This is a genomic window from Janthinobacterium algoris (genome assembly GCF_051380935.1).
Taxonomy (GTDB): domain Bacteria; phylum Pseudomonadota; class Gammaproteobacteria; order Burkholderiales; family Burkholderiaceae_D; genus Janthinobacterium.
Map to the genome: position 1 here is coordinate 160,125 of NZ_JBNYXZ010000012.1, position 24,908 is coordinate 185,032.

Below are 24,908 nucleotides of genomic sequence, written 5' to 3' on the forward strand. Positions count from 1 at the left end.
GCCATGAATAATAAGATAGAGAAAACAATTTTCCTCACGATCACAGTTATTACGATGGTATTCCTATCCGCCTACGCGAAAAAAAATTCAGCCAAGGAAATCATAATGCCTGAAAATTTTAAACTCAGCAAACGCTTGGATGCGCTATTTTTAAAAACAAAAATTGTATGCTTCGGGCGCTACGCCCTAGAGGTTCCGCAAGAAGCACAACTCATATCAGGAGGAACAACAATTCTTTCGGAAATTAAAACTATACCAGGCGGAATAACAGAAAAAAACGAACGCATAGAAGAAGAAATTGAAAAAATAAAAAAAAGTGACCCAACATCTGAAATTACATACAATGGAAAAGGACCTATAGAAAATAGCTGGCAACTTCAATATTATGATGGGAAATTTTCCAAGGAAGATGGTGATCTATTCTTCAAGACCTACGTCATAAAAGGAAACCACATATTTATTCTTGACGGATCAACACGAAAAGGTGAAACAATAGCAGATTCCACACGAAATCAAATGGTCCGCGCTAATAACTTACGTCTGCGTGATGAAAATGAAGTTCCTAAGGAACCTGGATATTGCATCAAGAATGGCTTCATGATCGACAACAAATATGATAGTCAGGAAATGGCGGATGCAGGCCTGTATTTCCCCAGCTTTCCAGACGTGACTTTTTCCATCACTGCGAATAAAAATGCATACGGTGACTATCCTCCTGCTGAATATGATGCAAAAGTACGTGAGAAATTATCATTACTTGCTCGTATCCAGGAAGCAAAAGACCAGCAAGGCAAGAACTACCCTCCTCGTACTCTGCTACGCGAGGGCAAGCGTGACGTGCAGCACTGGCATGGCGAGGAATCGTTAATACGGCGTAACGATGGCGTGCATGATTTTGAATGGACGCTGGTGGGTACGCCGCGCGATATCGCCTATCCATCGGTGCTGGAAGCATCCATGTACACCAAAGTCGCCCATAACATGGTCGGCGCCGCCGCGGCCGCGTCGCTGACCGACGAGGAGGCCATCGCCTTATGGGACAAGCTGCTATCCGGCCTGAAATTCCGGGTGAAAGTGCCGGGAGCGCCGCCGGGCTCGTACTACATCGATCCGGACAAGCCAGCGCAGTGATGGCTGGACCAACGTGGCATGCACTCATGCTGGCGCCATGCAAGCCATTGCGCTAGCATGGTCCTTTTGCCCGGAGCTTCCATGCCCATCACCCTGCGCCCTGCCCTGCCCACCGATGTCGCCGCCCTGTGGGCCCTGCGCACGGTGGCCGTGCGCGTCAGTTGTGCCACGCACTATGCGCCGGAACAGATCGCCGTGTGGACGGCTTCGCCCGTGCCGCCTGCGTATGCCACCATGCTGGCAGCAGGCGGCGGCATTGTCGCGATGCAGGACCAGGCCATCGCCGGCTACGCCATGCTGGATGTCATTAAACACGAAGTGGACGCGGTGTTTGTCGATCCCGCGCGTGCGGGTCTGGGCATCGGCAAGCACCTGCTGGCGGCGCTGGAGCAACTGGCGCGCGGGCGCGGCATCGGCCGCCTGCACCTGTCCGCATCGCTGAACGCGGTGCCGTTTTACACTGCGGCTGGTTTTACGGCCTTGCGCGAGGAAGCGTATACGCATCCCAGCGGCATCAGCCTGGCCTGCGTGGCGATGGAAAAGGCGCTGGCGGCCGCCTGAGCCATCAGTCGCCCGTCGCAGCAGCTTCGGACTCGGCCAGGCATTGCTGCAGCTTCGCTATCAGGGCGCGCACTTCGTCGCCGCCCAGGTCCAGCGGGTCGCCGTGCGCACCGACGGCGATCAGGCAGATGGCCGAGCCGTCGTACCAGGCGTCGAGGCGTTCTTCCTGATTATTCATAGTGTCTGACTTCCTCTCGCAGGTCGGCAAGCAGGTCAGCCGGCGCCACGACGCTGGCGCTGCCTTGCGGCACGGCAAACACGGAAGCCAATTGATCATTGCCCGCCATGCCGGGCAGCCACTTGGTCAGGAAATCGTCGAGCGCGATGACGCGCGGCCGGAAATCCATCCAGTCGCCACCGGCGCACGCCTGCGCAAAGGCCGCTTCCGGCCAGAATGGGATGGCGACCTTGCCGTCGACTTGCGCCGTGGCCCAGCCTGCATGGTACAAACCCCACACTTGCTGCGTATCAGCCACCTTGCGCACAAAGTAGGCATGGCGTTCGGAGGACGGCAGCCCCGCCACCTGCTTGAACTTTTCAGGATGCATGGTCGTCCCCTACCCCGTCCCATACCCGCAGCTGCGGTGTACACCAGCCCGTCACCATGTCGAGGGCGTCCAGTATCACGCCTTCCAACGGGCCTTCCAGCGGGCCTTCCTGCGTGGCCGGACGCAGTTCGTGCAGCAAGATGGCATGCAGCGTGAACAAAGCTGCACTGCCCTCCGGCGCGGCCAGCAAATTCCGGTCGATATCGGCGATGATGGTTTGCGTGGTTTTCGCCATCTCAATCCGCCTCCCACGCGATGGCGGCCGGCTGTGCGCCGCCCGTCCTGAAAAACGCGACAAAGGCACGCTGGCAGTGTTCCACCTCCACGCACCATGCTTCGGGATACTCGTCCACCTGGCCATTGGCCAACAGGTAGCTGCAGGCGCCGTCTGCCTCCTCGTCGCCCAGTGTATGAAAACTCGAGTCATCCTGCCCCGAAAGATACATCAGCCAGGCATTGCCGCCATTGCGCAGCATGCACAGGGCCGGCCCTTGTTCCGCTTCCGAGGCATTGGTCAGCCACAATTCGCATTGCGCCAGCGCACGCGCTTCCTGCAGCGCCTGTTCCAGCGCAAGGAGGCTATCGATCACGCGCGATTCGCCATGCAGATTCAGTTCCATGCTCATGTGTTTACTCCACTTAAGTCGGCAGTCGCCAGCGCCGTGCTCAGGTACAGCTTGCCGCTCAGGTCTTGCAGCAGGCTACTCTGGCGCAAGCGGTCCATCACGGGGCCCTTCACTTCGGCCAGGTTCAGACTGATGCCGCGCTTGGCCAGCGCGCTATTGAGTTCGATCAAGCCCAGCAAGCCCGTACTGTCGATCTGGTTGACGGCCGACAGCACCAACACCAGGTGGCGCGCCGTCGGATGGCCGCGCAATTCGTCCTCGACGCGCTCGGTGACGGCTTCCACATTGCCAAAGAACAAGCCCGCATCGATGCGCAACAGCAAGACGTCGGGCAGAGTTTGCGCTTCGTAGCGCTCCACGTTGCGGAAGTGCTCGCTATTCGGGATACGCCCCAGCACGGCGATATGCGGACGGCTAGCGCGCCAGATCAAGGTGCCCATCGACAGCAGCACACCGATCACCACGCCCGCCTCCACGCCCAGCACCAGCACGCCGGCCGTGGTCGCCAGCAGGGCCAGCGCATCGCTGCGGTCGTAGCGCCACGACAGTTTCAAGGTATCCCAGTCCAGCAGGCTGCTGACGGCAAAGATGATGGTGGCCGCCAGCACGGGCAGCGGCAGCAGGGCCAGCCAGCCCGTGGGCGCCACCAGCGCCAGCGCCAGCAAGCCCGCCGTGATGATGCTGGCCAGCGGCGTGTTGGCGCCCGCCTGGAAATTGACAGCCGAGCGCGAGATGGAACCGGTGACGGGAAAGCCGCCCGACAGCGCGCTGGCCACGTTGGCCGCGCCCAGACCCAGCAGTTCGCGGTTGGTCTGCAGTTTTTCACCGCGTTTTTGCGCCAGGGTCTGGGCTGCGGACATGCTCATCAGGAAAATGATGAAGGCGATCAGCAGCGCCGGCGACAGCAGGGTGCGCCAATGGACGCTTGAGGTGGCCAGGTTCAGGCCCGGCAAGCCGCTGGGCACATGGCCCGTCATCTGCACGCCCATCGCTTCCAGACCACCATAAGCGACGAGCGCGATGCCGGCCAGCACCAGCGCCATGGGCGCCAGGCGCGCACCCACGTCGGCCGCCACCTTGTTCAAGCCGCAGCGCTGCAGCAGGCGCGACGCGTAGCGCTTGGCCAGCCACAGGAACAGCAAGCCGGACAGGCCGAGGACCAGGCTGGGCGCGTGCCAGTGGGGCCAGGTGGCGCCCAGCAAGGGCGTAATTTGCCCCCAGATGATCAAGATCGCGGCGCCATTGCTGAAGCCGCTAATCACTGGGCGCGACAGGAAACTGGCCATGAAGCCCAGGCGCAGCACGCCGCACAGCAGCAGGACCAGGCCGCTGATGAAGGCCAGCTGGGCGGCCAGGACGATGTATAAGGAAGAACCGGGGTCGGCCAGCGGCGCCAGGGCGGCGGCCGTCATCAGCGAGACGATGGCCATGGGGCCCACCGATTGCGTCATGCTGCTGCCGAACAAGGCGTACAGCACGGGCGGCAAGATGCTGGCATAGATGCCCACCACGGGCGGCAAGCCGGCCACCAGCGCGTAGGCCATGCCTTGCGGCACCATCATCATGGCGACAACGATACCGGCAGTGATGTCTCCGGCCAACAGAGGACGCCGGTATTGCCTGAGCCAGAGCAGCATGGATGATCCCAAAATCTGAAAACCGAAGCCTATCATGCGACGAGGCCGGCTGACAGGGGATACTTGGCTGCAGTGCTCAGTCTGACAGTAATTACGCCGTCACGGCAGCGAGGATTTCTGCCGACAGGGCCTCTGCGCGCCGCATCGACGCGGTGCCTGGTGGTCAGATAATTGTCGATAATGGCGGGCAGCGCGGGTGCGGGTCGCTGGCAACCTTCACCCGCCAGCCTTCCTGCCACTGATGCAAGGCATGCTGGCACGCCTCGATCATCAAGTCTTCCTTGGACGCGAAATGACCATAGAAGCCGCCATGCGTGAGGCTTGCATTCTTCATCAGGTCAGACACGCCGATGCGGTCATAGCCTTGTCATAGCCTTATTTGCGGAACAACCTGGCGGCCACGTCGACGATGCGTTCGCGGTTCAGCGCCGCCTGTTCCCTGCTCACTTTCGTGCTGCACTCCCGCAATTATGTCAATCATCATGTAAATAACGCCTGTTTGCGCCACTCTGTTAGCAAGCGCACCGTTGGATGCGGGTGCCGCGCCGATACTGGACTTTCGTTTCCACGGAGGCCAGCATGAACGAGAACAAGGACCAGTCCGCCGGTAACTTGCAGCGCAGTATCCAGCAAGAGCAGGATGGCCGCGATGCCACAGCAACAAGCAAACGGGACAGCAATTCCCCCGTGCAGACGGGCAACCGCAGCCAGCCCGTCCCTCCCCTGCCGGCCCAGCACCTGGACAAACCCGGCATCGAAGCGCAGATGCAATTGAAACCCCGCTTCCTGGCGCCCGACTACTGCGGCAGCGGCAAGCTGGCCGGCATGGTGGCCATCATCACGGGCGGCGATTCGGGCATTGGCCGCGCCGTAGCCGTGCTGTACGCGCGCGAAGGGGCGGATGTCGCCATCATTTACTTGAACGAGCACGCCGACGCCAACGAAACCCGCCGCTACGTGGAAGCGGAAGGCCAAAGCTGCCTGTTGATACCCGGCGATGTGCGCGAGCAGGGTTTTTGCCAGCAAGCCGTCAGCCAGGTGATGGACAAGTTCACGCATATCGACATACTGGTGAATAACGCCGCCTTCCAGGAACACGCGGAGTCCTTGCTGGACCTGAGCGAGGAACGCTTCGACTTCACCATGAAAACCAATGTCTACGGCTACTTTCACATGGCCAAGGCCGTGCTGCCCCATTTGCAGCGGGGCGCCTGCATCATCAACACGGGATCCGTGACGGGTTTGCAAGGCTCCAAGCACTTGCTCGACTATTCCACCACCAAGGGCGCCATCCATGCCTTCACCATGGCGCTGGCCGGCAACCTGCTCGACAAGGGCATCCGCGTCAACGCCATCGCACCCGGCCCCGTCTGGACGCCCCTCAACCCGGCCGACAAATCGCCCGAGGACATCCAGAAATTCGGTGCGGACACGGACATGCGCCGCCCGGCCCAGCCCGAGGAATTGTCGCCCGCCTACGTCTTTTTGGCCTCGCCCGCCTGTTCCAGCTACATCACGGGCACCATCCTGCCCGTCACCGGCAGCGTGGGGAACTAGGCCATGGCGCGTGCATTGTGGAAAGGCGCCATCAGCTTTGGCCTCGTGCATATCCCCGTCGAGCTGATTTCAGCCAGTCTCGACCATGAACTGGATTTATCCATGCTGGACCGGCGCGACTTCGCGCCCATCGGCTACAAGCGCTACAACAAGAAGACGGGCAAGGAAGTCGAGTGGGACGACATCATCAAAGGCTATGAATACAAAACGGATGAGTACGTGGTGCTGTCCGAGGAAGACTTGAAACAGGCGAATGTGAAGGCCACGCAAACCATAGCCATCTTCACCTTTGTGGATGCGGCCGAGGTGCCGCTGACCTGTTACGAGCACCCGTATTATTTGCTGCCCGCCAAGGGCGGCGAGAAAGTCTATGCATTGCTGCGCGAGACCTTACGCAAAGCCAAGAAAGTGGGTATCGCCAGCGTGGTCATGCGCACCAAGCAGCATTTGTGCGCGCTTGTGTGCGTCGGCAACGCCATCGTGCTCAACACCCTGCGCTACGCCGATGAAATCCGCCCCACGGATGACCTGGACTTGCCCGGCAACACCCTGAAGGCGGCTGGCATTTCCGACAAAGAACTCAAGATGGCCATGTCGCTGGTAGAAGGCATGAGCGAAACGTGGGAACCGGCGCAATACCACGACAGTTACCGCGAAGACGTGCTGGCACTGGTCAAAAAGAAAATCAAGGCCAAGCAGACCAAAACCATCACGCCGCCCGCGCCCGCGCGGGAAGAAGAGCATGCCAGCAATGTGATCGACCTGGTCGCCCTGCTGCAGCAAAGCCTGGGCAAGAAAATACCCGCCGCGCCAATCCGCAAGCGCGCAGCCGCGTCCGCAGCCCCTAAGCCGCCGCCGGCCAGGCGCAAGGCGGCTTGAACAACCCAACTGGCGCGCGTCGTCCCGCCGTTCAAGCGGGAGGAGTAAAGGCCAGCTTTTTCATCGCCGTATCGAGGCCCTTCGCGCTGCGCGCATAGCCATCCCATGGCGCGTTGCCCACGTCGAGGCGGCTATGGACATTGCCCACTTTCCATTGATCGCCCGCCTTCAGCTTATCGAGTTCCTCCCAGGCCAGCGGCACGGAAATGCCCAGCCCCGAACGCGTGCGGGCCGACCACGCGCACACGGTGGTGGCGCCCCGTCCGTTGCGCAAATAATCGATGAAAATCTTGCCAACGCGGTTGCTCGGCCCGCTTTTCAAGACAAAGCGCTGCGGAATCAGTTGCGCCATGTGCGCCACGATGGCTTGCGAGAACGCTTTCACCGTGTCCCAGTCGTATTTCGGGCGGATCGGCACGACCACATGCAAGCCCTTGCCGCCGCTGGTTTTCAGCCAGGCGGGCAGCCCCAGTTCCGTCAGGAAGGCGCGCAGCAGCACGGCCGCTTCGCGGATCGCGGGCCAGGCCACGCCCTTGCCAGGGTCCAGGTCGAACACCATGCGATTCGGCGTGTCGTAGGCGCTGGCCAGCGCGTTTTGCGTATGAAATTCCACCACATTCCATTGCGCCGTAGACAACAAGCCCTGTACGCTGGCCACTTCCAGCATGGCGGCATGCTCGGGATCGAGACCGGGATCGAGTTGTTTGACGCCCGGCATGGTCGAGGTATCAGCATGTTTCTGGAAAAACAGCTCGCCGCCCACGCCGGCCGGCGCGCGCACCAGCGACACGGGCCGGCCCCGTAAATGCACGAGCATCAGCTTGCCCACCAGCGCGTAGTAGCGCACCAGGTCGATCTTCCTGGCGCCGCTGTCCTTGTCGATCACCCTGTCCGCATGGCTGACCTTGAAACTGGCCGGCAAGACGCCGTCCGGCGTGGATGTATTGTGCATCGTCGTCTCCCTGTCGATCCTCTGCGCCTGCTCGCGCACGACGGCGGCCGGCTTTTTATCCTGGCGCAAGCCGTGAAACACGGCATGGCGAACGGCGCCGCCACTGGTCCATTGCGCAAAACTCACTTCGGCCACCAGCTGCGGCTTGACCCAGATGGGCTGGCGCACGCCGCCCGCCTTGCCCGCAAACGGACTCGTCCCGATGGCCAGCGCGTCCAGGCGGCGCCGCAAGTCGCGCAAGGTGGCATCGTCAAAGCCGCTGCCCACATTGCCCGCATAACGCAAATCCCCGTGCGCATCATGCACGCCCAGCAGCAGCGAACCGATGCCTTCGCGCGCGCCCTGCGGCGCCGTATAGCCGCCGATGAGGAATTCCTGGCGCAGCCCGCATTTGAGCTTGATCCAATCGCCGGAGCGCCGCGTGACGTAGGGCGAGCCGCGCCGCTTGCCGATCACCCCTTCCAGCCCCAGGCGGCAAGCGTGGGCCAGCAACTGCTGCGGCGCTGCATCGAGCGCAGCGCTGAAGCGCACCAGCGGCGAGGCAGGCAAACTCTGCAGCAGCTGTTCCAGCAATGCCCTGCGCGCCTCGACCGGCTGGCCCCGTACATCGTGGCCATCGAAATACGCCACGTCGAACAGGTAATACACGATGTCGCTGGTGGTTTCCGCATCGAACGCGCGCTGCAAGGCGCCAAAATCGGGGTGGCCGCTGGCATCGTTGACGACGATTTCACCGTCATACCAGCCTGGCGGCAAGCCCAGCGTTTCCAGCGCCTGCCGCAGCTTCGGCAATTTGGCCGTCCAGTCATTGCCATTGCGGGTGATCAAGCTGACCTGTTCACCATCGCAACGCGCGAGCAGGCGGTAACCGTCGAATTTCACCTCGAACAGCCATTCCTGCGGGTCTGGCGGCGGCGCGTCAGCCAGGGTGGCCAGCTGCGGCGACAAGGTGGCGGGCAGCCTGACGGCTGGCGCTACCGCCTGGTCCGCACTCTTGCGCCTGGGCATGGCTTTGCTCTTGACGCTGTCGGGCTGCTCATCGACGACGGAAAACTCGACGGCGGACCGGGCATATTCGTCTTTTTCCTTGATCAGCAGCCAGGCCGGCTGCTTTTCGCTACGTTTATCTCCCTTGCCTTTCATGCGCACCAGTACCCAGTTGCCCTGCATCTTGTGGCCATGCAGGGTGAATTTCAGCTCACCGGCCACCAGCGCCGCGCGCGCGTCCGGCGTGGCCGCCTGCGCTTGCCATGTCCCCCGGTCCCAGATGATGACCTTGCCCGCGCCATACTGTTTTTCGGGGATCGTGCCTTCAAAACTGGCGTAAGCTATGGGATGGTCTTCCACTTGCACGGCCATGCGCTTGTCGTGTGGATCGTAGCTGGGCCCTTTCGGCACGGCCCAGCTTTTCAGCGAGCCATCGAGTTCCAGTCGAAAATCATAGTGCAGACGGCTGGCCCAGTGCTTCTGGATGACGAAGGTGAGCACGTCGCTCGCGTCCTCGCCGCCACCTGCAGGCTCGGGCGTGACAGAAAAATTGCGCTTGGCTTGATAGCTTTTCAGGGCGGCTTTCATGGCGGACCCATGCGGTGACGATGGCATCGAGTCTAGGCTGCTACCAGCTGCGGCGCGGTACGCCAGCTAACAGAGTGTCTGCCCCAACAAATGTAAGTGTTTGTAATGAGCCCGAATCGCTGTCAACGCTATTGCCGCCCGCCGCGTTCTTGCCTCAGTGACAGGGGAAATGCATCTCCTGAACTACAACCCCACTTCTCGAGGAACTGCACCATGAAAAAACGCATTGTCAACTTGACCGCTACTCTGATCGCCGGCTTGTTCGCTACCGCAGCCTTTGCTCAAACGCCAGCCGTTCCTGCCAAGGCCGAAGCCAAGCACACCAAGGAAGTGGTAAAAGCAGAAGCCAAGGAAACCAAGGCCGTCGTGAAAGCAGATGCGAAAGAAGCGGTCGTCGCAGCCGATGCGAAAGCCGATGTTGCCAGCGCCAAGGCCGACGCCAAAGCCACCAAGGCCAAAGCCCATCACAAAGCCAATAAAGCCAAAGCAAAAGCCGCCGAAGACAAGGCTGAAGCGACCGCAGCAGCCAAGTAATCAGCGACGCACGATTGCCGGATGCGCGATGCAAAAAGACAGCTTCAGCTGTCTTTTTGCATTTTTATGCCGCCTTCCTCAACTAACGTCGCTTAAATTACCCAATTGTAAGCAAGTGTAAACAAAGTCAACCGTAACCTGTCAGGGCGCGTTTTATGCTCAGTGACACGGGAATCATCCCGCCACCAACAGACATACCAGACAAACCACCACTAAGGACTGCTCCATGAAAAACGTAATCGCCACCCTGATCGCCGGCTTGTTCGCTACTGCTGCTTTTGCCCAGTCCCCTGCTGCGCCAGCAGCGTCGGCAGCGCCCGCCAAAGTGGAAGCGGCCCACACCAAGGCCGTCGTGAAAGCCGATGCCAAGGAAGCGCAAGCCGTCGTGAAAGCGGATGCAAAAGAAGCGAAAGCTGTCGTCGCCGCGAAAACGGAAGTGGCCAGCGCAAAAACGGAAGCAACGGCAAGCAAAGCCAAGGCCCATCACAAGGCGAAGCACACGAAAGCCAAGGCCGATGCAAAACTGGGTTCGGCCACCGCTGAAGCAGCACCGGCAGCCGCCAAGTAATCATCGACACCGCATCGTTTATCACTCGCCAGGAAAATAAAATGAAAAAAGTTATCGCCACCCTCGTCGCCAGCCTGTTCGCTACCGTAGCCTTCGCTCAAACCCCTGCCGCCCCGGCAGCATCGGTTCCCGCCAAGGCGGAAGCGACCCACACGAAAGCCGTGGTCAAGGCAGAAGCCAAGGAAACCAAGGCAGTCGTGAAAGCAGATGCCAAAGAAGCCGCCGTCGTCGCCGATGCGAAAGCCGACGTGGCCAGCGCCAAGGCCGATGCGAAAGCCACCAAGGCCAAGGCTCATCACAAGGCAAACAAAGCCAAGGTGAAAGCGGACGCCGCTAAAGCAGACGCAGCAGTTGCCGCCACACCGGCAAAATAAGCGCTGTCGCTTCCAGCGAAAAGACAGCTTCGGCTGTAATGCCGTTCAGTTAAGACTGGACGGCATTTTTATTGTGAGACTAGTAAACGCCCGGGCCAGCTGTAAAGCTATGTGGCTATGCTCGACGACACTCTCCATTTCCTGGCAAACCACTTTGAGGCCCCTGACTGGCGCCGACTAGGGGAACATTTGCCGGTCGAGTGGATTGAACAGGCCACACAAAACACCGATGCACCGACGCACCGACGCAACGAGCATCCGCCCCGGCGTCTGCCGGCCCAGCAAGTAGTCTGGCTGCGTGCGCCATCACTGCGGCGATACGCAAGGATGCAAACGTGTCCTATTGACTTCGCTAAGCGATCGACGCCGCTACAAACCTGGCGATATTGCGAACGGCTACACGCGTCGCTGGGGCATGTGCATGACTGACAATCACGACGACAACCAGGACACTCCAAAGTAAAACCATGTAAAGATGTAATAAAACAACGCTTCTCAATCACAAAAATTTCCCATTCTGGTGTGCGCTCCAATAGAATTGAGAATTATTCTCATTCTCATCTTTAATTCAGGAGCCGTTTCAATGCCAGGTCGTACCGCCCCTTCTACCGTACCGTCCACCCTCACTGCGCTGTCATTGCGCCCACTGGCTCTGGCCATATCACTGGCGCTCGGTGCCGGTATCGCGCATGGCGCCGATAGCACACCAGCCGATGGTGCTGGCGACGATGCGCCAGTGATGCAAACCATTACCGTGACTGGCAGCAGCGATGCGAACGCCTACACGGCGCGCAAAAGCACTTCGGCCAGCAAGTTCGACCTGTCGCTGCGCGAGACGCCACAAGCGGTTTCCGTGGTCACGCGCGCGCAAATGGATGATTTCAGGCTCGATAACGCCAGCAAGGTGCTGGCACTGACCACGGGCGTGACGGTGGAAGCGGTGGAAACGGACCGCAGTTATTACACGGCGCGCGGCTATGACATCACCAATTTCCAGTTCGACGGCGTGGGCATTCCTTTCGTCTTCGGCAATGTGATGGGCGACCTCGATACAGCGCTGTTCGAGCGCGTCGACATCGTCCGCGGCGCGAACGGCCTGATTTCCTCGACCGGTAATCCGTCGGCCACTGTCAATTTCATGCGCAAACGCCCCACCCCAGGCCTGGCCGCTTCCGCCGGCGTCACGCTCGGCTCCTGGAATACGCGCCGCCTCGACGCCGATGTTTCCACGCCGCTCAGCGACGATGGCATGGTGGCGGCGCGCTTCGTCGTCGCCCACCAGGAGGGCGACTCCCACCTGGACCGCTACTCGCCGCGCAAGGATGTCGCCTACGCCATCGTTGAAGCGAAACTGACACCGGACACCAGCCTGGCCGTGGGCCACAGCTACCAGAACAGCCTGGCCAGGGGCGGCATGTGGGGCGCCCTGCCCATCGCCTACACGGACGGCACGCCAACAAACTATCCGATTTCCACGTCGACCTCGGCCAACTGGTCGCGCTGGGGCATCCTCAACAACAGCACTTTTGCCTAACTGACGCATCAGTTCGATGACGACTGGCGCGTGAGCGCCACCGCCACTTACAACCGCTCCACCTCCGATTCAAAACTGTTCTACGTCTACGGCACCCCGGACAAGGCCACGGGCGACGGCTTGTTCAGCTACCCTTCGCGCTACGGCTCGACCAACAAGCAGCGCCTGCTCGATATCGCCGCCACGGGCAAGTTCACGCTGGCCGGCCGCCAGCATGACCTCAGCATGGGACTGGCCTGGTCGAAATCCACGCTCGACGATATCTCCTACTATGGCCGCGGCATCGGCACGGCCCTGCCAAACGGTACGGCGTTCGACGGCTCCTACCCTGAACCGCTGTTCGACGCCTCGACCAACGGCAGCAACTACAAGGACGAACGCAAGAACGCCTACCTGGCAGCTCGCTTCAACCTGGCCGACAATGCCAAACTGCTGGCAGGCGTGAATACCGTCAAGGCCGACAGCACGGGCAGCGCGTATGGCGTTAGCCAGGCCAAGTCGCAAAGCGACACCACGCCCTACGTGGGCCTGGTGTATGACATCGACCGCCATGTGTCGGCTTACGGCAGCTACACGGAAATCTTCAACCCGCAAAGCAGCATCGACAGCAAGGGCCAGACGCTGGCCGCCGCCACCGGCAAGAGCCTGGAAGCGGGCCTGAAAAGCGAATGGTTCGACGGCCGCCTGAACCTGTCCGGCACCCTGTTCAAGACGCGCCAGAAGAATGTGGCCGAAGCGGCCGGCACCACGCCCGACTTCAAGACCTTCTACAAAGGCGTCGATTCGGAATCGCAGGGTTTCGAGCTCGATGCCTCGGGCGAACTGGCGAAAGGCTGGCAGGTGAACGCCGGTTATTCGCAGCTGCGCCTCAAGGGCGACGCTGGACAGGATGCGCGCACCTTCATCCCGCGCAAGCAGTTCCACCTGGCCACCACCTATCACGTGCCGGCGGTGCCGACACTCAAGGTGGGCGCCAGCCTCACCTGGCAGGACGCCATTTACAACAAGGTCGATGACAGCACGACCCTGCACCAGGGCGCGTATGCGCAACTGGGCCTGATGGCCAGCTACAACATCAGCCGCAACGTCAGCCTGTCGCTGAACCTGAACAATGTGACGGACAAGAAACATTTGACCAGCCTGTACTGGACCCAATCGCTGTACGCGGCCGGCCGCAATGGCAGCGCCACCCTGAGCTGGAAATACTAGGGAGCCGCCATGCGACTGCGTCCTCCCATGGTCGTTCTGCACCGCTGGTTTGGCCTGGCGGTGGCGCTCTTCCTGTTCCTTTCCGGCCTGACGGGCGCCGTGATCTCGTGGGATCACGAGCTCGATGCCTGGCTCAATCCGCAGCTGTTTCACGCCGCCAGCACCGCCGATGCAGGTCCCGCAAAATCGGGGCTGGAGCTGGCGCGCCAGCTTGAGGCGCACGATTCGCGCCTGCGCGTCAATTACACGCTCACGGCGATCGAGCCTGGCCACACGGCGCTGATCTCGGTGGAAGGCCGGCCCGACCCGTCCACCGGCAAGCCGTTTGAACCGGGCTTCAACCAGGTGGCCGTCGACCCGGTCACGGGCGCCATTCAAGGCACGCGTCAGTGGGGCGTGGTTTCGCTGACGCGCGAAAACCTGCTACCCTTCCTGTATAAACTGCATTACACCATGCACGTTCCCGATGGCTGGGGCATCGAACTGGGCGTCTGGTTCATGGGCATCATCGGCATCGTGTGGGTCTTTGACTGCGGCATTGCCCTGTATTTGTCGTTTCCGAACTGGCGCAGCTGGCGCAAGTCCCTGGCCTTCCGCTGGCGCGAAGGGGGCCACAAGCTGAATTTCGATCTGCACCGCTCGGGCGGCGTGTGGGTCTGGTTGCTGCTGCTGGTATTGGCCATCACCTCCGTGTCGATGAATCTGCAAACCCAAGTGATGCGCCCCCTGGTGGCGAAGTTTTCCACGCTCAGCCCGAACGCCTTCGACAACCGCACGCCGCAATCGCCCGACAACCCCATCGAGCCGCTGCTGACGCGCGAACAGGTGCTGGCCCTGGCGAAAGCGGAAGCGGCAAGGCGGGGCTGGACACTGCCGGCCGGCGGCGTGTTTTACTCGTCAAACTACGGCCTGTATGGCGTGGGATTCTTTGAGGCGGACAACGACCATGGCGATGGTGGCCTGGGCAATGCGTGGCTGTATTTCAATGGCCGCGACGGCAAGCCGGCCGGCGGCGTGGTGCCCGGCACGGGCAGCGCGGGCGACATCTTCCTGCAGGCGCAATTTCCCCTGCATTCGGGACGTATCCTGGGCCTGCCGGGACGCATCCTGATTTCCGCCATGGGCCTGGTGGTGGCCATGCTGAGCGCGACAGGCTTGATTATCTGGCTGCGCAAGCGCCGTGCCCGCGCCGGACAAGCCGGCAAGGCGGCACCACCGCTTCATGCAAACTTCAGCAAATAGACGGCGCAAGACACCACAAGACGGCGCAGTTGGGCGACACTGGCAATCCGACCATCGCCACGAAAGCTGCCCATGCGCCGCCTGTCCCTGTCATTCCTGAGCACCCTGCTCCTGTCCTGCACCGTCCTGGCGCAGGACACTCCCCATTCCTCGCTCGATCAAATCCTGCAAGCCCAGGACCACGACAGCCATGGCGACTTGCGCGCCGTCGTCGTGCTGCGTGATGGCGCCATCGTAGCCGAACGCTATTACAACGGCGAGACGGCCGATACCCTGCACGACATCCGTTCGGCAGGCAAGAGCATCACCGCGCTGCTGGCAGGCGCGGCCGTGGCGCGGGGCCAGCTGGCGACAACAAAAACGGTGGGCGACTATTGGCCCGAAGTCGCTGGCAGCCCCGCAGGCAAGGTGGTGCTCGACGACTTGCTGACCATGCGGTCGGGCCTGGCCGCCTTTGACGAAGACGAACACTCGCCGGGCAATGAAGACAAGCTCGATGAGGCGTCCGACCCCGCCGCATTCGTGCGTGGCGTGCCGGCAGCCACGGCACCGGGCAGCACCTACCGCTACAACTCGCTGGGCTCGTACATCGCGGGGCGCGTGGTGGAAAACGCCAGCGGCGCCGACCTGGAAGGCTATGCCGCCAAGGTGTTGTTCGCGCCACTGGGCATTACCCGTTGGCGCTGGGGCCGCGACGTGGCCAAGCACCCGAAAGGCCAGGGCAATCTGTCGCTGCGCGCGCGCGACACGGCAAAGATTGGCCAGATGGTGCTTGACGAGGGCATGGTCGATGGACGGCGCGTGATCGACACGGCCTGGCTGCAAGCCGCGCTGGCGCCGCGCGTGGCCATCGGCGCCGTGGACCGCTACGCGGACAGCTACGGCTATTTCTGGTACGCGAAGACGCAGGACATCGGGGGCCGGAAGCTTGTCGTGCATTTCGCCTCGGGCAATGGCGGCAACAAGATCTATGTGATCCCCGCGCGCCGCATGGTCGTGAGCGTGGCTTCCAGCGCGTATGGCAAGGGTTATGGACAGCACCGCTCGGAAGATATCCTGAAAGCCATCCTGAAGGCCGATGCAAGGCAGATGTAAGCGTTTGTAATGACCGTCAACGCAAGCGTCCGGGGGCGCGTTTTATGCTCAGTGACACGGGAATCATCCCGACACCCACAGACATACCAGACAAACCACCACCGAGGACTGCACCATGAAAAAAGCAATTGTTACCCTGATCGCCGGCCTGTTCGCCACTGCTGCCTTTGCGCAAACGCCCGCAGCTCCTGCAGCGCATGCCACCGCAGCAGCCTCGGTTCCTGCCAAAGTGGAAGCGGCCCACACCAAAGCTGTCGTGAAAGCCGACGCCAAGGAAGCGCAAGCCGTCGTGAAAGCCGATGCAAAAGAAGCCAAGGCAGTCGTCGCCGCCAAGACGGACGTGGCCAGCGCCAAAGCGGAAGCAGCCACCACGAAAGCCAAGGCGCACCACAAGGCCAAGAAAACCAAGGCCAAGGCTGACGAAAAGCTGGCATCGGCCACCGCCGAAGCGGCTCCAGCGAAGTAATTCATTCCCACTGCATTCACTGGAAAAAACACCAAGGATCTCATCATGCAAAAAAATATTTTTAACCTGAGCGCCACGCTGATCGCCAGCCTGTTCGCCACCGCCGCTTTCGCCCAGACGCCAGCTGTCGCACCAGTCGCTCCGGTGGCACCGGTTCCTGTCGTCGCCCCTGTCGCCAAGGCCGAAGCACCGGCAGCCGCCGTCAAGCCTGCGACGCACAAGAAAGCCAAGCATCACAAGGCGAAGAAAGCAGCAGCGGCAACGCCAGCAACTCCGGCTGCAGCGGCAGCTTCCGCGCCGGCAGCAGCGCCAGCCAAGTAATCAAGGCCGCACAAAGCAAAAAGACAGGGTTTTCCCTGTCTTTTTTTTCGTCTACTTTTTTGTCTGCTTATTTCGGCATCAGCACCGTGTCAATGACATTGATCACACCATTCGATTGATACACATCATAGGTGCTGATGTTGGCGCTATTGCCGCCCTCATCCATCACCACGATGTTGTGCATGCCGTTCATGGCGAACATCAGCTTGCCCCCGCTGGCCGTGGGCAAGCTGGCTTTACCATTGTGCATCTTGATTTCACGGGCCAGCGCCTTGAAGTCGTATTTGCCGGGCACCACGTGATAAGTGAGGATTTTCGTCAGCGTCGCCTTGCTTTCTGGTTTGACCAGGGTCTCGACGGTGCCGGCCGGCAACTTGCCAAACGCCGCATTCGTCGGCGCGAACACGGTAAATGGCCCCTTGCCTTTCAAGGTATCGACCAGGCCTGCCGCCTTGACGGCAGCCACCAGGGTCGTGTGGTCGGCCGAATTGACGGCGTTATCGACGATGTCCTTGGACGGATACATGCTTTGGCCACCCACCATGGTCGTCATATCGGCGGCAAACGGGGCGCTGGCGGCCAGCATGGAAGTGACAAACAGTGCTGCGGGAACGAAGGTGCGCATGATGATATCTCCTGGATGACTGCGTTTGCATGATTGCAGGAGTACTTACGCGGCCTTTCCGCAAACGGATTCAACTTGCAGAAAACAAAAAAACGGCGTCGTGCAAGCGCACGACGCCGTTCCCGATATGCATCCCTTGCCGCGGGCCGGATACTCCAGCCCGCGGTGCCAGGAAACTAGTTGGCCGCCACCTGCGGCTCCGTCTCGCCCCAGCCGCCGCCCAGGGCGCGGATCAGCGCCACCGTGGTAACGGCGCGGTTGCCACGCAGCTGCACGGCATTGCGCTCGATGGACGCCAGGTTGCGCTGCGCGTCGAGCAAGTCCAGGTAGCTGGAACGGCCCGCGTCGTACAGCTTTTGCGCCAGGTCGGCCGAGCGGCGCGCCGAAACAACGGCTTCGTCGATCTGCTGCGTCTGGCCCGACAGGATGCGCAAGCCGGCCAGGTTGTCTTCCACCTCGGCGAAGGCCACCAACACGCTCTGGCGATACGTCGCCACCGACTCTTCCAACTGCGCTTCGCTGCGGCTCACGGCAGCTTTATTACGTCCGCCGTCGATGATCGGCATCGACATCAGAGCGCCCAGCAACCAGGAGCGGCTGCTCCACTTGAAAATGTCCGAGAAGGTATCGGACGCGCCGCCGCCGGAGGCGTTCAGGGTCAGGGCCGGGAACATGGCCGATTTCGCCACGCCGATGCGCGCATTCGACGCTTCCATGGTGCGCTGTGCCGACGCGATGTCGGGACGGCGTTCCAGCAGGGACGACGGCATGCCGGCCGGGATCACGGGCAGGAAGCCGCTATCTTGCAGCGGGTTGACGGTCGCCGTGAAACTGGCGGCCGGTTTGCCCAGCAGTACCGCCAGCGCATGCTCGCCGGTGGCGCGCTGGCGCTGCAGGCCGATGGCTTCGGCGCGCACGGTCGACAGCTCCGTGCGGGCACGCGACAGGTCGAATTCGCCGATGTCGCCCAGGTCATAGCGGCGCTGGTTCACATGCACGCTTTCCTCGCGCAGGCGCACCGTCTGGGCCAATGTCGCCAGTTCGGCATCCGTGGCGCGCAGCTGGAAGTAGGTCTGCGCCACGTCGGCCTGCAGCGACAGCAACACCGAGCGGTAGGTCGCTTCCACGGCCAGCGCATCGCTGCGCGAGGCGCTGACATTCGACGCCACTCTGCCGAACAAATCGACTTCGTAGCTGGCCGTCAGGTTGGCCTGGTAGACATTCGTGGCCGCCACGGGCGCGCCGTTCGGCACGCCGAGCGACACGGCGGAAGCGCGGTTGCGCTGGCCGCCCACGTTCACGCCCACTTGCGGGATGCGGTCCGCTTCGGCGATGCCGGCCATCGCCCTCGCCTGCTTGACGCGGGCGGCGGCGACAGCCAGGTTGGCATTCGCCTGCGTGGCTTCATTGATCAAGCTGGTCAAAGCCGGATCATTGAACGCCAGCCACCATTCGCCGCGCGCCTGGCGCTCGGCCATGCCCGTCTGGCCCTGCTTCCAGCGCGTGCCATCGGCCGCCGTCTGCACGGCCGGCAAGGTTTGCGCTTCTTTGAACGCCGTCGGCGTCTCGATCTGCGGCTGCTTAAACTCCGGCGCCGCGCAGGCGGCCAGCAGCACGGCCGCTGCCATGGCGGTCAGCACAGGCTTGACACGCCAGATAATTTCCTTGGTTTTCAATATATATCTCCTTCCAGGTCCAGTGCTGGCGCGGCGACAGGCTTGGCGGCAGCGGCGGCTGGTTTTTTCTCAAAACGCTGCGCCAGGGTGCGCAGCAGTACGTAGAACACGGGCGTCAGGAACAGGCCGAAGAAGGTCACGCCCAGCATGCCGGCAAACACCGCCACGCCCATGGCATGGCGCATTTCCGAACCTGCGCCGTGCGAGAACACCAGGGGTACCACGCCCATGATGAAGGCGATCGACGTCATCAGAATCGGACGCAAACGCAGGCGGCACGCTTCCAGCGCCGCTTGCACGACGCTGCGGCCATGCCCTTCCAGTTCGCGGGCGAATTCCACAATCAGAATCGCATTCTTCGACGCCAACCCCACCAGCACGAACAGCGCGATCTGGGTGAACACATTGTTGTCGCCACCGGTCAGTTTCACGCCAAGGAGCGCGCAGAGGATCGACATCGGCACGATCAGGATCACGGCCAGCGGCAGGGTCCAGCTTTCGTACTGGGCGGCCAGCACCAGGAACACCAGCAGCACGCACAGCGGAAACACATAAATCATCGTATTGCCGGACAAGATGTCCTGGTAGGTCAGCTCCGTCCATTCATACGAAATCCCTTGCGGCAGCACTTCCTTGGCGATGCGTTCCAGCGCGACTTGCGCCTGACCGCTCGACACGCCAGGTGCGGCGCCGCCGTTGAAATCGGCTGCGGCATAGGCGTTGTAGCGCTGCACGCGGTCCGGACCATAGCTATCCTTGACGCGCATCAGCGACGACAGGGGAATCATCTCGCCCTTGTTATTACGCACTTTCAGCTGCGCGATATCCTGGGCATGCGAACGGAACGCGGCATCGGCTTGCACGCGCACCTGGTAGGTGCGGCCAAACTGGTTGAAGTCGTTCACGTACAGCGAACCGAGGTTGATCTGCAAGGTCTGGTAAATCGTTTGCAGCTGCACGCCCATCTGCTTGGCTTTAACGCGGTCGACGTCGGCAAACAGCTGCGGCACGTTGATCTGGTAGCCCGAGAACACGCCCGCCAGTTCCGGCGTCTGGTACGCTTTCGCGGCCAGTGCCTGGGTGGCGTTGTACAGCGCGTCGTAACCGAGGTTGCCGCGATCTTCGATCATCATCTTGAAGCCGCCGATGGTGCCCAGGCCGTTGACCGGCGGTGGCGGGAAGACCATGATGAAGGCGTCCTGGATACCGCCCAGGCGCTTGTTGATCTCGGCCGCGATGGCGCCGCCCGACAATTCCTTGGTGGTGCGTTCATCGAACGGCTTCAGCGTGGCGAAGACGATGCCGGCGTTCGGCGCATTGGTAAAGTCGTTGATCGACAGGCCGGGGAAGGCGATGGTCGATTCAACGCCAGGCACCGACTTGATGACGTCGGACATGCGGCGCACGACATCTTCCGTGCGATCCAGCGAGGCGGCGTCAGGTAATTGCGCAAAGCCCACCAGGTATTGCTTGTCCTGCGCTGGCACGAAGCCGGCCGGCACGGACTTGAAGGTGAAGATGGCGGCGACGACCAGCAGCGCATACACGCCCAGCGAGGCGCTCTTGCGACCCAATACACCCTTCACACCCGCTTCATAGCGGTGCGAAGCGCGGCCGAAGAAGCGGTTGAACCAGGCAAAGAAGCGGCCGAAGACCATGTCCATGCCACGCGTCAGCGCGTCTTTCGGCGCATCGTGCGGACGCAGCAGCGCGGCCGACAGGGCTGGCGCCAGGGTCAGCGAGCTGAAAGCGGAGATCACGGTCGAAATGGCGATGGTCAGCGCGAACTGGCGGTAGAACTCGCCCGACAGGCCTGGCACGAAGGCGATCGGCACGAACACGGCGCACAGCACCAGGGCGATGGCGACGATAGGACCGCTGACCTCTTTCATGGCCTGGATGGTGGCGTCGCGCGGCGACAAGCCTTCCTCGATGTTGCGCTCGACGTTTTCCACCACCACGATGGCGTCATCGACGACGATACCGATGGCCAGCACGAGGCCGAACAGCGACAGCGTGTTGATCGAGAAGCCAAAGCCCAGCATCACGGCAAAGGTACCGACAATCGACACGGGGACGGCCAGCAGCGGAATGATCGATGCGCGCCAGGTTTGCAGGAAGATGATCACCACCAGCACCACCAGGGCGATGGCCTCCAACAAGGTATGGATCACCGCTTCGATGGACGAGCGCACGAACTGCGTGGGGTCGTACTCGATGCGGTATTCCACGCCTTGCGGGAAGTCTTTTTTCAGTTCGTCCATCTTGGCGCGTACATCGGAAGACAATTGCAGCGCGTTGGCATTCGGTGCCTCGAAAATACCCATGCCGACGGCCGGATTATTGTTCAGCAGCGAACGCAGCGAGTAGCTGTTGGCACCCATTTCCACGCGTGCCACGTCCTTCAGGTGCGTCACGGCGCCGTCGGCATTGGTACGCACGATGATGGCGCCAAATTCCTCGGGCGTTTGCAGACGGCCCTGGGTATTGACGGTCAGCTGGAAGTCCGAGTTCTTCGCCGGCGAGGCGCCGATCACGCCGGCCGCCACCTGCACGTTCTGCTCGCGGATGGCGTCGACGACGTCATTGGCCGTCATGCCGCGCGCCGCCACTTTTTGCGGATCGAGCCAGATGCGCATGGCGTAGTCGCCGGCGCCGAAGATCTGGATGTCGCCCATGCCGGACAAACGGGCCAGCTGGTCCTTGACGTTCAGCACCGCGTAGTTACGCAGATACATGTCGTCATAGCGCTTGTTCGGCGAGACCAGGTGCACCACCATGGTCAGATTGGGCGAAGACTTGACGGTCGTCACGCCGATCTGGCGCACTTCCTCGGGCAGGCGCGGCAAGGCGCGCTGCACGCGGTTCTGCACCTGCGTCTCGGCTTGCTCGACGTTGGTGCCGATCTTGAAGGTCACGGTCAGCATCATCGAACCATCGGACGTATTTTGCGAGGACATGTACAGCATGTTCTCGACGCCGTTGATCTGCTCTTCGAGCGGCGCGGCCACGGTTTCAGCGATCACTTTCGGGTTGGCGCCCGGATATTGCGCGCGCACCACCACGGATGGCGGCACGACGTCGGGATACTCGGAGATGGGCAGGCCGAATATCGACAGCAGCCCGGCCACGAATATGACTATCGACAGCACCGCCGCGAAAATCGGCTTGTCGATGAAAAAGCGGGAAAAATTCATGTTTATTCCTTGGAAGTCGATGCTGCTTTGGCGGCGATCTTGGCTGCTTCAGGTTTCGCAGGGGCGACCGGCGCGGTCGGGTCAAAATCCATGGCCACCATCTGCGGCGTCACCGGCGCGCCGGGGCGCACACGCTGCAAGCCGTTGACGACGACTTTCTCGCCCGCTTTCAAGCCTTCGCGCACCACGCGCAAGCCGTCCGAGTTCGGGCCCAGCTTGACGGCGCGGTATTCAGCCTTGTTGTCGGCACCCACCACGTACACGTATTTGCGGCTTTGATCCGTGCCGACTGCGCGATCGCTGATCAAGAGGGCCGTGCTTTGCGCCTGCGGGCCGTTGCCGCCGTCGAGCTGGATGCGCGCGAACAGGCCGGGCACCAACTGGCGCTCGGCATTGGCGAAGGTGGCGCGCATGCGCACGCTGCCCGTGGCAGGGTCGAGCTGGTTGTCAACGAATTCCAGCTTGCCTTCATGCGGGAAGCCCGTTTCGTTGGCCAGGCCCACCTTGACGGTGACAGGCGTGCCCTTTTGCGCCGTGCCGGCCACGCGCAGATACGTATCTTCATCGCCGTCGAAGCTGGCGTAGATGCGGTCCGTCGACACCACCGAAGTCAAGATGGCGGAAGCGTCGATCAGGTTGCCGACAGTGATTTCGGCCTTGCTGACACGGCCGCTGATCGGTGCCTGCACCTGCGTGTACGACAGGTTCAGCTTGGCCGCTTCATATGCGGCTTGCGCCGAGCGGGCGTTCGCGTCCAGCTCTTTCAAGCCCGAAGCCTTTTCATCGAATTCGCGCTGGGCGATGGCTTTTTCGGCCAGCAGCTTTTCAGCGCGCGACAATTCCAGCTTGGCCAGTTCCGCCTTGGCGCGGGCCGAGGCGGCCGTGCCTTCGGCGCGCGACACTTCTGCCTGGAATGGGCGTGGATCGATGACGAACAACACCTCGCCCTTCTTCACTTCGCTGCCCGGCTTGAAGTTGACGGCCGTGATGAAGCCGCCGACGCGCGAGCGGATTTCCACGCGCTCGATCGCTTCCAGGCGGCCCGAGAATTCCTGGGTTTCCGTGATCTGTTTTTCAATGACGGTGGCGGCCGAGATAGGCGGGCCACCGGCCGCTGGCGCGTCGGGCACCTTGCTGTTGGCCGAATCGCAGCCAGCCAGGCTCATGGCCACCAGTCCTGCCAGCGCGAGCGAAGCGGCCATGGGCTTGAGTAAGGTACCCAAGGTGGAAAATTGTTGAACGTTTTTCATTTTATTTCCCTGTTTTATGAAAATTTCTAATGGTATGGACGGCAGGAAGCAAGCCAACTAAAAGTGGAAACTGCAGCGTATGGTGGTGCCATGGCGCCCGACGGCGCTCGATCAAAGGTAAACAGGCCGCCAGCTGCTTAAAAGCGGACGGGGACGACGAAGCTGGCTGTGCGAGCGCACAACGCAGACAAGATGGGAACTACACTGCGTAGTGTAGCAACCGAAAATCAAAAAGTAAACTAGTTGGTGTAATTTTTTACAGCGCCGCAGATGGCGGCGTCATGACTCAGGCTCCTGCCCCAGTCCAGCGACAAAGCTGGCAATTTCGCTCAATACCTGCACCTTGCAGGCGCACTCATTGCGGGCGGTCGCGTCTTGCAGCGGCGCGGCGGCCATGCGCCGCACGGTGGTCTTGATGCCGCAGGCGATCAATTTGCTGCCGTATTGTTCAGCCTCGTCGCGCAATGGGTCATCTTCGCTGGACAGGATGAGCGCCGGCGGCAGGTTCTTCAGGCGGCTCGACTGCAATGGCGAGGCGTACGGATGGGTACGGTCAGCGGCATTCGGCAAGTAGCCACGGTAGGCGGCGGCGCATTGGTCCGCCACTTCCGCCAGGTCCGGACAGGTCGGCAAGTGGCGCATCGAACAGGTCGACAGGCCGGGGTCGAGCATGGGCATGATCAGCACCTGGCCCGCGAGGGGCGGTCCGCCCCGGTCGCGCGACATCATGGCGCACACGGCGGCCAGGTTGGCGCCCGCTTCGATGCCCGACACTACCATCTGCTTGCCCGTCCAGCCCAGCTTGGACTTGTTCTTTTTTGCCCACAGCAGCACGGCATGCGCGTCTTCCACGGCGGCGGGGAATGGCCGCACCTTCGCCAGCGTGTAGTTCGCGGCCAGCACCACGTGGTCCGGGTTGCTCAGCACGAGGCAGCGCAGGAAGTCATCCGCGTCGTCCAGGTCGCCGTCGACAAAGCCGCCGCCATGGAAGAAGACGATCAGGCTGGACTGCTTGGCGCCCGGCACGCCAGCCGTGTAAACGCGCGCGGCGAGCGCATCCTGCGCCCCCTGCACCTGGATGTCGCGTATCTTCAGCGCCTGGCCAGGTGCCAGCTCGGCTGCGGTCTCGGCAAAGCTCATTGCGCCACCACCGGCTGCACCGCAACATCGAGCACCGTGTCGTTCAGGCACAACAGGGCGACGCCGCCCACTTCATGGGTCAGGGCGCTATAACCGCTGGCTTCGCTTTGCGCCGCCATCGAGTACGCATCCGTCGATACCATCGCGGCCAGAGCGAGCGAGCTCATAGCCAGAGCAAGCACTGCAAAGATTCCATTCCGATGACCCATGA

At 61.6% G+C, this 24,908-nt stretch carries 26 protein-coding genes; 13 read left to right on the forward strand and 13 right to left on the reverse strand.

Going from position 1 to position 24,908, the window contains the following annotated elements; genetic code table 11:
* Positions 1–3: 3 nt before the first annotated feature.
* On the forward strand, positions 4–1,131 hold the full coding sequence (locus tag ACQ4W7_RS18720; RefSeq protein WP_436532404.1) for a T6SS immunity protein Tli4 family protein: 1,128 nt from the start codon (positions 4–6) through the stop codon (positions 1,129–1,131).
* Positions 1,132–1,212: 81 nt separating this feature from the next.
* Positions 1,213–1,692, forward strand: a complete 480-nt coding sequence (locus ACQ4W7_RS18725; RefSeq protein WP_436532406.1) for a GNAT family N-acetyltransferase — start codon at positions 1,213–1,215, stop codon at positions 1,690–1,692.
* Positions 1,693–1,696: 4 nt separating this feature from the next.
* On the opposite strand, the gene ACQ4W7_RS18730 is transcribed toward ACQ4W7_RS18725, so the two are convergent.
* The 6 genes from ACQ4W7_RS18730 to ACQ4W7_RS18755 form a co-directional block, all read right to left on the reverse strand.
* Positions 1,697–1,870, reverse strand: coding sequence for a hypothetical protein (locus ACQ4W7_RS18730; protein WP_426070315.1), 174 nt, complete (start codon positions 1,868–1,870; stop codon positions 1,697–1,699).
* The gene (locus ACQ4W7_RS18735; RefSeq protein WP_436532408.1) at positions 1,863–2,240 is read right to left on the reverse strand and encodes a DUF2750 domain-containing protein; all 378 of its coding nucleotides are present in this window, start codon (positions 2,238–2,240) and stop codon (positions 1,863–1,865) included. The genes ACQ4W7_RS18730 and ACQ4W7_RS18735 overlap by 8 nt, the downstream gene beginning before the upstream one ends.
* Complete coding sequence (locus tag ACQ4W7_RS18740) at positions 2,230–2,475, reverse strand: hypothetical protein (protein WP_436532410.1); 246 nt, start codon at positions 2,473–2,475, stop codon at positions 2,230–2,232. Before ACQ4W7_RS18740 ends, ACQ4W7_RS18735 begins: the two co-directional genes overlap by 11 nt.
* A gap of 1 nt (position 2,476) precedes the next feature.
* A complete protein-coding gene (locus ACQ4W7_RS18745; protein ID WP_436532412.1) occupies positions 2,477–2,866 on the reverse strand; it encodes an Imm1 family immunity protein in 390 nt (129 codons plus the stop codon).
* Positions 2,863–4,503 (reverse strand): SulP family inorganic anion transporter, encoded by a 1,641-nt coding sequence (locus tag ACQ4W7_RS18750; protein ID WP_436532414.1) that lies wholly within the window; start codon positions 4,501–4,503, stop codon positions 2,863–2,865. Before ACQ4W7_RS18750 ends, ACQ4W7_RS18745 begins: the two co-directional genes overlap by 4 nt.
* Positions 4,504–4,666: 163 nt before the next feature.
* Entirely contained in the window at positions 4,667–4,837 is a 171-nt protein-coding gene (locus tag ACQ4W7_RS18755) for a TetR/AcrR family transcriptional regulator (protein ID WP_436532416.1), read from the reverse strand.
* Between the two features lie 245 nt (positions 4,838–5,082).
* On the opposite strand from ACQ4W7_RS18755, the gene ACQ4W7_RS18760 reads away from it, so the two are divergent.
* Complete coding sequence (locus ACQ4W7_RS18760; RefSeq protein ID WP_436532418.1) at positions 5,083–6,060, forward strand: SDR family oxidoreductase; 978 nt, start codon at positions 5,083–5,085, stop codon at positions 6,058–6,060.
* Positions 6,061–6,063: 3 nt separating this feature from the next.
* Complete coding sequence (ku, locus tag ACQ4W7_RS18765; RefSeq protein ID WP_436532420.1) at positions 6,064–6,939, forward strand: non-homologous end joining protein Ku; 876 nt, start codon at positions 6,064–6,066, stop codon at positions 6,937–6,939.
* Between the two features lie 31 nt (positions 6,940–6,970).
* Here ku and ligD read toward each other — a convergent pair whose 3' ends face one another.
* Complete coding sequence (gene ligD, locus ACQ4W7_RS18770) at positions 6,971–9,466, reverse strand: DNA ligase D (protein ID WP_436532422.1); 2,496 nt, start codon at positions 9,464–9,466, stop codon at positions 6,971–6,973.
* Between the two features lie 213 nt (positions 9,467–9,679).
* On the opposite strand from ligD, the gene ACQ4W7_RS18775 reads away from it, so the two are divergent.
* The 9 genes from ACQ4W7_RS18775 (at position 9,680) to ACQ4W7_RS18815 (ending at position 16,809) form a co-directional block, all read left to right on the forward strand.
* Positions 9,680–10,000 (forward strand): hypothetical protein, encoded by a 321-nt coding sequence (locus tag ACQ4W7_RS18775; protein WP_436532424.1) that lies wholly within the window; start codon positions 9,680–9,682, stop codon positions 9,998–10,000.
* A 226-nt stretch (positions 10,001–10,226) separates the two neighbouring features.
* Positions 10,227–10,568 carry a hypothetical protein gene (locus ACQ4W7_RS18780; RefSeq protein ID WP_436532426.1) on the forward strand — a complete coding sequence of 114 codons (342 nt, stop codon included), beginning with the start codon at positions 10,227–10,229 and terminating at the stop codon, positions 10,566–10,568.
* Positions 10,569–10,609: 41 nt separating this feature from the next.
* Positions 10,610–10,942 carry a hypothetical protein gene (locus tag ACQ4W7_RS18785; protein WP_426070326.1) on the forward strand — a complete coding sequence of 111 codons (333 nt, stop codon included), beginning with the start codon at positions 10,610–10,612 and terminating at the stop codon, positions 10,940–10,942.
* A 583-nt stretch (positions 10,943–11,525) separates the two neighbouring features.
* Positions 11,526–12,476: a TonB-dependent siderophore receptor gene (locus ACQ4W7_RS18790; RefSeq protein WP_436532428.1), complete on the forward strand. Its 951-nt coding sequence runs from the start codon at positions 11,526–11,528 to the stop codon at positions 12,474–12,476.
* Positions 12,477–13,685, forward strand: coding sequence for a TonB-dependent siderophore receptor (locus tag ACQ4W7_RS18795; RefSeq protein WP_436532483.1), 1,209 nt, complete (start codon positions 12,477–12,479; stop codon positions 13,683–13,685). It abuts the gene before it with no gap.
* A gap of 15 nt (positions 13,686–13,700) precedes the next feature.
* Complete coding sequence (locus ACQ4W7_RS18800) at positions 13,701–14,927, forward strand: PepSY-associated TM helix domain-containing protein (RefSeq protein WP_436532485.1); 1,227 nt, start codon at positions 13,701–13,703, stop codon at positions 14,925–14,927.
* A 72-nt stretch (positions 14,928–14,999) separates the two neighbouring features.
* Entirely contained in the window at positions 15,000–16,022 is a 1,023-nt protein-coding gene (locus ACQ4W7_RS18805) for a serine hydrolase domain-containing protein (protein WP_436532430.1), read from the forward strand.
* 115 nt (positions 16,023–16,137) lie between these two features.
* Entirely contained in the window at positions 16,138–16,488 is a 351-nt protein-coding gene (locus ACQ4W7_RS18810) for a hypothetical protein (protein ID WP_426070330.1), read from the forward strand.
* 45 nt (positions 16,489–16,533) lie between these two features.
* Positions 16,534–16,809 (forward strand): hypothetical protein, encoded by a 276-nt coding sequence (locus ACQ4W7_RS18815; protein WP_436532432.1) that lies wholly within the window; start codon positions 16,534–16,536, stop codon positions 16,807–16,809.
* 67 nt (positions 16,810–16,876) lie between these two features.
* On the opposite strand, the gene ACQ4W7_RS18820 is transcribed toward ACQ4W7_RS18815, so the two are convergent.
* From ACQ4W7_RS18820 to ACQ4W7_RS18845, 6 genes are all read right to left on the reverse strand, one after another.
* Entirely contained in the window at positions 16,877–17,434 is a 558-nt protein-coding gene (locus tag ACQ4W7_RS18820; RefSeq protein ID WP_426070332.1) for a fasciclin domain-containing protein, read from the reverse strand.
* 176 nt (positions 17,435–17,610) lie between these two features.
* Positions 17,611–19,062, reverse strand: coding sequence for an efflux transporter outer membrane subunit (locus ACQ4W7_RS18825; protein ID WP_436532487.1), 1,452 nt, complete (start codon positions 19,060–19,062; stop codon positions 17,611–17,613).
* Positions 19,063–19,106: 44 nt separating this feature from the next.
* Positions 19,107–22,307 (reverse strand): efflux RND transporter permease subunit, encoded by a 3,201-nt coding sequence (locus ACQ4W7_RS18830; RefSeq protein ID WP_436532434.1) that lies wholly within the window; start codon positions 22,305–22,307, stop codon positions 19,107–19,109.
* Between the two features lie 2 nt (positions 22,308–22,309).
* Positions 22,310–23,557, reverse strand: coding sequence for an efflux RND transporter periplasmic adaptor subunit (locus ACQ4W7_RS18835; protein WP_436532436.1), 1,248 nt, complete (start codon positions 23,555–23,557; stop codon positions 22,310–22,312).
* 279 nt (positions 23,558–23,836) lie between these two features.
* The gene (locus ACQ4W7_RS18840) at positions 23,837–24,697 is read right to left on the reverse strand and encodes an alpha/beta hydrolase (protein ID WP_426070335.1); all 861 of its coding nucleotides are present in this window, start codon (positions 24,695–24,697) and stop codon (positions 23,837–23,839) included.
* Positions 24,694–24,864, reverse strand: coding sequence for a hypothetical protein (locus tag ACQ4W7_RS18845; RefSeq protein WP_161789575.1), 171 nt, complete (start codon positions 24,862–24,864; stop codon positions 24,694–24,696). The genes ACQ4W7_RS18840 and ACQ4W7_RS18845 overlap by 4 nt, the downstream gene beginning before the upstream one ends.
* Positions 24,865–24,908 lie beyond the last annotated feature (44 nt).